This is a genomic window from Alterinioella sp. (assembly GCF_058343375.1).
The window spans coordinates 1-8,021 of record NZ_JBTUJH010000105.1 but is presented as its reverse complement, the minus strand read 5'-3'; the positions used below and the strand labels follow the sequence as shown (position 1 = coordinate 8,021).

Below are 8,021 nucleotides of genomic sequence, written 5' to 3'. Positions count from 1 at the left end.
GACATTGCCCAGATCGCGCATTTCGCGGCCCAGATCGGCCAGCGCCTCGGCCAGGCCAGCGGTGCGATAGGCATCGGGGCCCATCATGCAGCCGCGGCGGCGTTTGCCGCAATCCATCGGTGCGCCTATCAGTAGGCAGGGGGCATTGGTCATTTTGGGCCTCATCGAGTGGGGGTTTCCCCTGCCTATCGTGCAATTCGCGTTGGACAATAGCAGGCAAATTGATCTAATTGTTATGCAATTGCTCGAATTGATAAGTAGAATGGTCCGGAATGGATGAAACAGATCGAAAACTGCTGGCAGCCCTCAGGCGCGACGGGCGGGCGGCGCTGTCGGATCTGGCGGTCACGCTGGGCATCACCCGGGCCACGGTGCGGGCGCGCATCGAGAAACTGACACTGAGCGGCGAGATTCAGGGCTTTTCGGTGCTGACGCGCGGCGATCTGGCGCAAAGCCCGGTGCGCGCGCTGACCATGCTGGGCATCGAGGGGCCGGGGATGGAACGGATCCGGCGGCAGCTATCGGGGATGGTGCAGGTGCAAGCGGTGCATGCGACCAATGGAAAATGGGATCTGATCGTTGAGCTGGGCACCGACACGCTGGAGGCGCTGGACCGGGTGTTGCGCGATATCCGGCGGCTGGAGGGGGTGGCGACCTCGGAAACCAGCCTGCTGTTGAGCACCAGCCGGTATACGAGAGCTTAGGCCTTTTTGGCCGCCAGCAGCCAGATCCCCATCAGAACCAGCGAGCCGAAGACGTTGTAATTGGCCATCGACAGGCCGAACATCGCCCAGGGGATCTGGTCGCACAGCACAATGGCGGTGCCGCAGGTCGGGTCCAGCAGGCCGCAATCGCCGCTGGTCAGATCAACCCCGCGCGAGGTGCAGGAGGAGGGGCCGATCCACCAGTGCCGTTCAACCCCGGAATGGAAGATTGCCAGCCCGGCGGACACAGCCATGTTGAGCGCGCCGGCAAGGGCGAAAAAGGCGCGTGGAACCGCCAGGCCGAGAGCCGCGATACCGATCGCGATGGCATGCGGCCAGCGCTGCCAGAAACACATGGCGCAAGGTTCCAGCCCGCCGATATGCTGAAACCCGAAGGCCCCCAGCAGAATGGCCGCCGAACCGGCACCGGCGAGACCAACAAGCAAACGATAAGTCAGAATCATATATATCTTACCAGAATAAAGCCGCCGACCAGAAGTATCACGAACAAGGTGAACATCAAGCCAAGTCTGCGTTCGATGAAATCGCGAATCGGGGCGCCGAATTTCCACAACAGGGCCGCGACAATGAAAAATCGCAGGCCGCGGGCAATGATCGAGGCGGTGATGAACACCGGCAGGCTGAGACCGGTAAAGCCCGACAGGATGGTGATCACCTTATAGGGGAAGGGGGTGACGCCTGCGATCAGCACCGCCCAGGCCCCCCATTCATTATAGCGGATGCTGAATTCCTCGAAATAGGCGTCCTTGCCGTAGAACTCCAATACCGGGCGGCCGACGGTCTCGAACACGGAATAACCGATCCAGTAGCCGAGCATGCCGCCCAGAACCGACGCCACCATGCATATGAATGCGATCATGAAGGCGCGGCTGGGGGCGGCCAGGATCATCGGGATCAGCAGCAGATCGGGCGGGATCGGAAAGACCGAGCTTTCCATGAACGCGATCACCGCGAGCGCAACAAGGGCATAGCGATGCTGGGCCAGGCCAAGCGTCCAGTCGTAAAGGCGGCGGATCATTGGGATGTCTCCGAAACGGTTACAGCGCGATGGCGGATTTGTGGCATCCGGTCAAGGCGGCGGGGTGGAAGAATTGTGACAGGTGACAATGACCGACCGTTCGGTTAAAGAATGAATGAGGATGGAATCAGCCAGGGTGCCGGCCGTGAAAATCAAGGTTGCGCGGCGCAGGGCGCGGGCGCGTTTCGGATTGGATGGTTACAAAATGCCCCGATACATGCGGGTTGCGAATATGAACGAAGCAAAGAAATCATGCAAAGGTGCAAAAAAGCCTTGAAGGCCTGCGCCGCTTTGAGACTACGATGAAATGTCACCAATTTGGGAGGATAGGCATGACCAAGATTTTAACCACACTCGCCATGGGGGCTGTGGCGCTGACGCTGACAACGGCACCCGGTGCGGCACAGGAAGCAGAAGTAACCCTGCGTTGCCAGCATTTCCTGTCACCGCTGGGATCGGTGCCGCGCTTTTTCATGGAGCCTTGGGCGGCCGCGATTGAAGAACAATCGGGCGGGCGGATCAATGTCGAGCTTTATCCGGCGATGCAACTGGGCGGTGCCCCGCCGGCGCTTTATGATCAGATCCGCGATGGTGTGATTGATTGCGGCTGGGCGATTCCGGCCTATACGCCGGGCCGTTTCCCCGAGGCCGAGGCCATGGAGCTGCCCTTCATGACCACGATGAGCGCCGAGGAAAGCAGCCGCGCTGCCTGGGAGTTCACCGAGCAATATCTGCGCGATCAGCGCTTTGGCGATGTGCAGCTGATGGCGGTCCATGTGCATGGCCCCGGCGTCATTCACAAGACCGGTGAGCCGATCACGTCATTGGCCGATTTCGAAGGTCTGCAACTGCGCGGACCATCCCGTCAGGCCAATGCCTTGCTGGAACGGCTGGGGGCGACGCCCGTTGGCATGCCGGTTCCGGCCTTCCCCGAGGCGCTGAGCCGGGGTGTGGTCGATGGCGGGGTGATCCCATGGGAAATCGTGCCGCCGCTGCGCATCCATGAGCTGGCCGACAGCCACACCGAAATCGGTGGCGACCGGGCGCTTTACAACACCTATTTCATCTGGGCGATGAACCGGGATGTCTATGAAGGGCTGCCCGATGACCTGCGCGCCGTGATCGACGCCAATTCCGGCATCGAGACCTCGGCCCTGGCAGGTCGCGCGATGGATATCGGTGATATCACCGGACGCGAGGTGACGGCGGCCAATGGCAACACCATTGTGACCCTGTCGGATGAGGTTGTCGCTGAAATGCGTGTCATCGGTGAAGAAGTCACCGCCGCCTGGATCGAGGAAATGAACGGCCTTGGTCTGGATGGTGCGCAGATCGTCGAAGATGCCCGCGGCTATATCGCGGCGCAAGAAGGCGACATGTAGAAGAAGATCGGGCGCGCCGGGCATTGCTCTGGCGCGCCCTTGATCACCGGGGGCGGCGCAGGCATGGATCATTCATCGGCTTTGGCTGCATTGCTGGCAAGGGTAGAGGAAACCCGCGCCCAAGTGGGCAGCGCCTGGCCCTATCACGCAGATTCTGAAACCGGCATCTGGGAAACCGTCGAGGACGGCGATTGGTGCGGCGGCCACTGGGTCGAGTGTTTGCGCATCGCCGGGCGGCTGCTGGGCCGGCCCGAACTGATCGAGGAGGCGCGCGAGCGCACCGAGGCGCTGCGCCCCAAGCTGGAAAAGGACGACCAGTTCCGCGGCCACAGGTTCTACTATTCCGCCGCGCGGCTGCATGCCGAGACCGGCGATCCGGCCCTGCGCACGCTGGCGCTGGCGGCGGCCTATGCGATGCGCGCCATGGCGATTCCGCAAAATGGCGCGATGCCGATCGGCCATGAGGTGCAGGTGAAATCGACCACGCTGGCCTCGCGCCGGATTGTGGCGGTCGATAATGTCCACCCCAATCTGCGGCTCGATTTCTGGGCGGCGGCCGAAACCGGCGATCCGGTGTTCCGCCAAGGCGCGATGCGCCATCTCGATGTGACGGCGCGCGATTTCATCCGGCCCGATGGGTCAACCATCGAATTCATCGAATATCACCAGAGCGATGACCGTATCTTGCGTCATTTCACGCTTTTGGGAGTCAACGATGACAGTTGCTGGAGCCGCGGCCAGGCCTGGGCCATTGCGGGCTATCTGCGCGGCTGGCAGGAATTTGGCGAGATCCGGTATCGCGACGCGGCGCGGCGGCTGATGGGCTATTGGCAGGGCAAATGCGGCAGCGATGTTCCGCCTTGGGATTTTGCCGACCCGGAGGGGCCATTGGACAGCTCGGCCAGCGCCATCGTGGTGGAACAGCTGGCCCGCATGGCGGTGGATTGCGACAATAGCGAGGCGCTGGAATTTCTTGATGTGCTGGACCCGATGCTGGAGGCGCTGTGTGGGCATCTGAGGCCGACCGGCCGGCTGATCGATGGCTGTTTCAATCAGCCGCGCAGCTATGCCAACCGGTCGGAACTGATCTGGGGCAGCGCCTATCTGCTGATGGCGCTATGCTATCTGGAAGAGGGACGGGTGATTTGCTGAGAGAGGCCATATCATGACCGTGATCATCGCCGGCGGCGGCATTGGCGGGCTGAGCCTTGGTCTTAGCCTGCATCAGCTGGGCATTCATTTTCACATCGTCGAGGCGGTGGCGCATGTCAAACCGCTGGGCGTCGGCATCAATCTGCAACCGCATGCGGTGCGCGAGCTGTTCGAGCTTGGCCTTGAAAAACAATTGGACGCAATCGGGTTGCGGACCGAGGAAGTGGCCTATTTCTCGGCCCAGGGGCAGTTGATCTGGTCCGAGCCGCGCGGCCTGGAGGCGGGCTATCTCTGGCCGCAATATTCGATCCACCGGGGCGAGCTGCAATTCCTGCTTTACCGCGAATTGCTGGCGCGCTGCGGGCCTGAGGTGATCACCACGGGGGCCGCGCTGACCGGCTGGCAGGAGGATGCGCTGGGCGTTGTCGTGCGGCTGGAAAACCGCAAGACCGGCGAAAAGCTGGAGGATCTGCACGGCCAGGTTCTGATCGGTGCCGATGGCATAAATTCGACGGTGCGCGCCACGTTCTATCCCGATGAGGGCGGGGCCAGATGGCGCGGCACGATGATGTGGCGCGGTGTGACGCGGGCGCAAGGGTTTCTGAGCCGGCGCTCCATGGCGATGGCGGGCACGGCGGATCGCAAATTTGTCTGCTATCCGATTCAGGATCTGGGGGCAGATGGCGAACAGCGCATCAACTGGATCGCCGATCTGGCCCTGCCGCCGGATTATGCCTGGGACAGGCAGGATTGGAACCGCGAAGGCCATCTGCATGATTTCGCACCGCAATTTGCCGATTGGCATTTTGACTGGCTGGATATTCCGGCGCTGATCAACGCGGCTGAAAGCATCTGGGAATACCCGATGGTCGACCGCGACCCGCTGCCAAGATGGAGCCATGGCCGCGCCACGCTGTTGGGCGATGCGGCGCATGCGATGTATCCGATCGGATCAAACGGGGCGACCCAGGCCATCATTGACGCGCGCGTGCTGGCGCGTGAGCTGAAGGCGGGCCAGGGCGAGGCCGCGCTTGCCGCCTATGACGCGGATCGGCGCGAGGCGGTGAACCGGCTGGTGATGCTGAACCGGGGCGACGGGCCCGATAAGGTGCTGGACGAGGTTGCCGCCCGCGCGCCGGATGGATTCAGCAATATCGCGGATGTGATGAGCACCCGGGAACTTACCGAAATTGCGCAGAGCTACAAGGCTGTGGCGGGGTTTGACGTGGAGGCGTTGAATGCCCGCGCGCCGCTGATCGAGTTGAATACATAAGGGGACGGAAAATCTATGGCGTTAGCACCGGAAATGGAACGGGCGGTTGGCGGGGTCATTGAAAAATGCGCCCGTTGGCTGGCCTATGGCGGCGGCGTCTTGCTGGCCGGGGTGGCGGTGATGGTGGTGCTGTCGGTGATCGGGCGGGCACTGGATGGTTTCGGGCTGCGCCCGATCCGCGGCGATTATGAGCTGGTCCAGACCGGCGTTGCCCTGGCCGTCTTTGCCTTTTTGCCCTGGTGCCAGTTCAATCGCGGCCATGTCAGTGTCGATATTCTGGTCACGCAATTTCCGCAGCGCGCCCAGGCGTTTTTTGGCCTGATCGGCGACACCCTGATCACCCTGGCGGCTTTTGTCATTGCCTGGCGGATCTGGATTGCGTTTGGCGAAAAATTTCCGTTCTGGAACCAGGATCTGCGCGATGTTCTGAACATGGGATTGCGGCCATTCTTTCCCGAAACAACCTATGAGTTGGCGATTCCGATGTGGATCCCCTATGGGCTGGGTTTCCTGTTTTCCGCGCTGTTCGTGCTGACATCGATCTATTCGGTCTGGCGATCACTGAACTGGACCCTTCAGGGCCGGGAGAATCTGATATGACCGGACTTGAGCTTGCGATTGCGGCCTTTGCATTGATGCTGGTCGCCATTTTCTTTCGTGTGCCGATTGGTGTGGCCATGGGAATCACCGGATTTGTCGGCACCTGGATCGTGCTGGGGCGCGCGAACGCGCCGCTCAGCCTGATGAAATCTCTGACCTATGAGACATTTTCCAGCTATTCGCTTTCGATTGTGCCGCTGTTTCTGCTGATGGGGCAATTTGCAACGAAATCAGGCATGTCCGCGGCGTTGTTCAAGGCGGCCTCGGATTGGTTGGGGCACCGAAGGGGGGGGGTCGCGATGGCCGCTGTCGGGGCCTGCGCGGGCTTTGGCGCGGTCTGCGGCTCGTCGCTGGCCACCGCATCGACCATGGGGCAGGTGGCGCTGCCCGAGATGCGCAAACGCGGCTATTCCGACAGCCTGAGCACCGGGGTTCTGGCGGCGGGCGGCACGCTTGGCATTCTGATCCCGCCGTCGATCATTCTGGTGATCTACGCCATTCTGGCCGAGCAGAATATCGTCAAGATGTTCATCGCGGCCCTGGTACCGGGCATTCTGGCGGCACTTGGCTATATGGCGACGGTCGCCGTCTATTGCTGGTTCAAACCCGAGGCCGGCCCGGCGATGGAGCGGGTGCCGATGGGCGAGCGGTTTCGCGATCTGGGCCGGATCTGGCCGGTCGTGGTCATCTTTGGGCTGGTCATGGGCGGTATCGCGGGCGATTGGAACTGGACCCAGGACGGGGTGCAGGCGCTGTTCACCCCCACCGAAGGGGCCGGCGTTGGCGCGGTGGCGACCGGGATTTACGGCGTGTTGTCAGGCGGTTTGACCTGGCGCGGCTTTCTTGATTCGGTGCTGTCTGCGGCCAGTTCCACCGCGATGATCTTTTTCATCGTTCTGGGCGCGCATCTGTTCAATTCCTTCCTGGCCTTCACCCAGGCCCCGCAGCAGCTGGCCGAATGGATCAGCACCCAGGGCTTTGCGCCGCTGCTGGTGCTGACCATCATGCTGGTGACCTATCTGATCTTTGGCTGCGTGATGGATTCGCTGTCGATGATCTTGCTGACGATCCCGATTTTCTTTCCCATCGTCCAGGCGCTGGACTGGAACATTCTGGGCTATGCGATGACCCAGGAGCAATCGGCGATCTGGTTCGGCATTCTGGCGCTGATTGTGGTCGAGGTCGGGTTGATCACGCCGCCGGTCGGCATCAACCTGTTTATTATCAATTCGATGGCGCGCGACATTCCGATCGCCAAGACCTATGCCGGGGTGGCACCTTTCGTGGCCTCCGATCTGCTGCGTGTCGTTATTCTGGTGGCCTTTCCGGGCATATCCCTGTGGCTGGTCGGCGTGATGTTCTGATGCGCATTGCGTTTGATGTGACTCACCCTGGCGGGCCGAGGCAGTGGTTTGTGAAACAACCGCGTTCGGCCCGCCAGGGTGATGCCGTGCCTCGGGTAAAACGCAATAGGCTGTAGAGAACGGATATTGACGGGGCCGGGCGGGCGGATTAGACCGGCCCCCGCGTTGCCCGAGTGGCGGAATTGGTAGACGCAGCGGATTCAAAATCCGCCGCCGCAAGGCTTGCCGGTTCGAGTCCGGCCTCGGGTACCATAGCGATTTTGGCATGGCTGTTGGCCGGGCTGAATTGCGGGCTGCGACCGGTGCCCCGCGCGCCCCGCGCGATGATCGCGGGTGAGCGTGACGCGCCCGCAGGATGATTTAGAGCGCGTCGCGCCAAATCGAATTCACCGGCCGACCCGAACGCATTCGATTGCGCGAACGCTGCCTCGGTCCGGGTGATGAATGCTCGCATCCGATCAGGCGCGACGCGCTATAGAACGCTGTGTGCAAGGGCCACGGGGGCAA

The 8,021-nt window shown here is 61.8% G+C and carries 9 protein-coding genes and 1 tRNA gene; 7 read left to right on the top strand and 3 right to left on the bottom strand.

The window, feature by feature from the left end:
* The coding region (locus tag ACW8PS_RS14190; RefSeq protein WP_491528148.1) for an arginase family protein at nt 1-153 on the bottom strand (153 nt) is incomplete at its 3' end.
* 119 nt (nt 154-272) lie between these two features.
* Between ACW8PS_RS14190 and ACW8PS_RS14185 the strand changes: the two genes are divergently transcribed.
* Nucleotides 273-704 (top strand): Lrp/AsnC family transcriptional regulator, encoded by a 432-nt coding sequence (locus ACW8PS_RS14185; protein WP_491528147.1) that lies wholly within the window; start codon nt 273-275, stop codon nt 702-704.
* Here ACW8PS_RS14185 and ACW8PS_RS14180 read toward each other — a convergent pair.
* Together ACW8PS_RS14180 and ACW8PS_RS14175 are read right to left on the bottom strand one after the other, a co-directional pair.
* Nucleotides 701-1,168, bottom strand: a complete 468-nt coding sequence (locus ACW8PS_RS14180; protein ID WP_491528145.1) for a disulfide bond formation protein B — start codon at nt 1,166-1,168, stop codon at nt 701-703. The genes ACW8PS_RS14185 and ACW8PS_RS14180 overlap by 4 nt on opposite strands.
* Nucleotides 1,165-1,743 (bottom strand): YqaA family protein, encoded by a 579-nt coding sequence (locus ACW8PS_RS14175; RefSeq protein WP_491528144.1) that lies wholly within the window; start codon nt 1,741-1,743, stop codon nt 1,165-1,167. The genes ACW8PS_RS14180 and ACW8PS_RS14175 overlap by 4 nt, the downstream gene beginning before the upstream one ends.
* 332 nt (nt 1,744-2,075) lie before the next feature.
* Here ACW8PS_RS14175 and ACW8PS_RS14170 point away from each other — a divergent pair, with 332 nt between their 5' ends.
* The 6 genes from ACW8PS_RS14170 (at nt 2,076) to ACW8PS_RS14145 (ending at nt 7,766) form a co-directional block, all read left to right on the top strand.
* A complete protein-coding gene (locus ACW8PS_RS14170; RefSeq protein ID WP_491528143.1) occupies nt 2,076-3,125 on the top strand; it encodes a TRAP transporter substrate-binding protein in 1,050 nt (349 codons plus the stop codon).
* A gap of 63 nt (nt 3,126-3,188) precedes the next feature.
* On the top strand, nt 3,189-4,277 hold the full coding sequence (locus ACW8PS_RS14165; protein ID WP_491528142.1) for a hypothetical protein: 1,089 nt from the start codon (nt 3,189-3,191) through the stop codon (nt 4,275-4,277).
* A 13-nt stretch (nt 4,278-4,290) separates the two neighbouring features.
* Entirely contained in the window at nt 4,291-5,550 is a 1,260-nt protein-coding gene (locus tag ACW8PS_RS14160) for a flavin-dependent oxidoreductase (RefSeq protein ID WP_491528141.1), read from the top strand.
* Between the two features lie 15 nt (nt 5,551-5,565).
* A complete protein-coding gene (locus ACW8PS_RS14155) occupies nt 5,566-6,150 on the top strand; it encodes a TRAP transporter small permease (protein ID WP_491528140.1) in 585 nt (194 codons plus the stop codon).
* Nucleotides 6,147-7,514 carry a TRAP transporter large permease gene (locus tag ACW8PS_RS14150; RefSeq protein WP_491528138.1) on the top strand — a complete coding sequence of 456 codons (1,368 nt, stop codon included), beginning with the start codon at nt 6,147-6,149 and terminating at the stop codon, nt 7,512-7,514. The genes ACW8PS_RS14155 and ACW8PS_RS14150 overlap by 4 nt, the downstream gene beginning before the upstream one ends.
* A 167-nt stretch (nt 7,515-7,681) precedes the next feature.
* A tRNA-Leu gene (locus ACW8PS_RS14145) sits at nt 7,682-7,766 on the top strand.
* Nucleotides 7,767-8,021 lie beyond the last annotated feature (255 nt).

Coding starts and splice junctions, on each gene's coding strand:
- ACW8PS_RS14185 (WP_491528147.1), top strand. CDS start 273: ATGGATGAAACAGATCGAAAACTGCTGGCAGCCCTCAGGCGCGACGGG.
- ACW8PS_RS14180 (WP_491528145.1), bottom strand. CDS start 1,168: ATGATTCTGACTTATCGTTTGCTTGTTGGTCTCGCCGGTGCCGGTTCG.
- ACW8PS_RS14170 (WP_491528143.1), top strand. CDS start 2,076: ATGACCAAGATTTTAACCACACTCGCCATGGGGGCTGTGGCGCTGACG.
- ACW8PS_RS14175 (WP_491528144.1), bottom strand. CDS start 1,743: ATGATCCGCCGCCTTTACGACTGGACGCTTGGCCTGGCCCAGCATCGC.
- ACW8PS_RS14165 (WP_491528142.1), top strand. CDS start 3,189: ATGGATCATTCATCGGCTTTGGCTGCATTGCTGGCAAGGGTAGAGGAA.
- ACW8PS_RS14160 (WP_491528141.1), top strand. CDS start 4,291: ATGACCGTGATCATCGCCGGCGGCGGCATTGGCGGGCTGAGCCTTGGT.
- ACW8PS_RS14155 (WP_491528140.1), top strand. CDS start 5,566: ATGGCGTTAGCACCGGAAATGGAACGGGCGGTTGGCGGGGTCATTGAA.
- ACW8PS_RS14150 (WP_491528138.1), top strand. CDS start 6,147: ATGACCGGACTTGAGCTTGCGATTGCGGCCTTTGCATTGATGCTGGTC.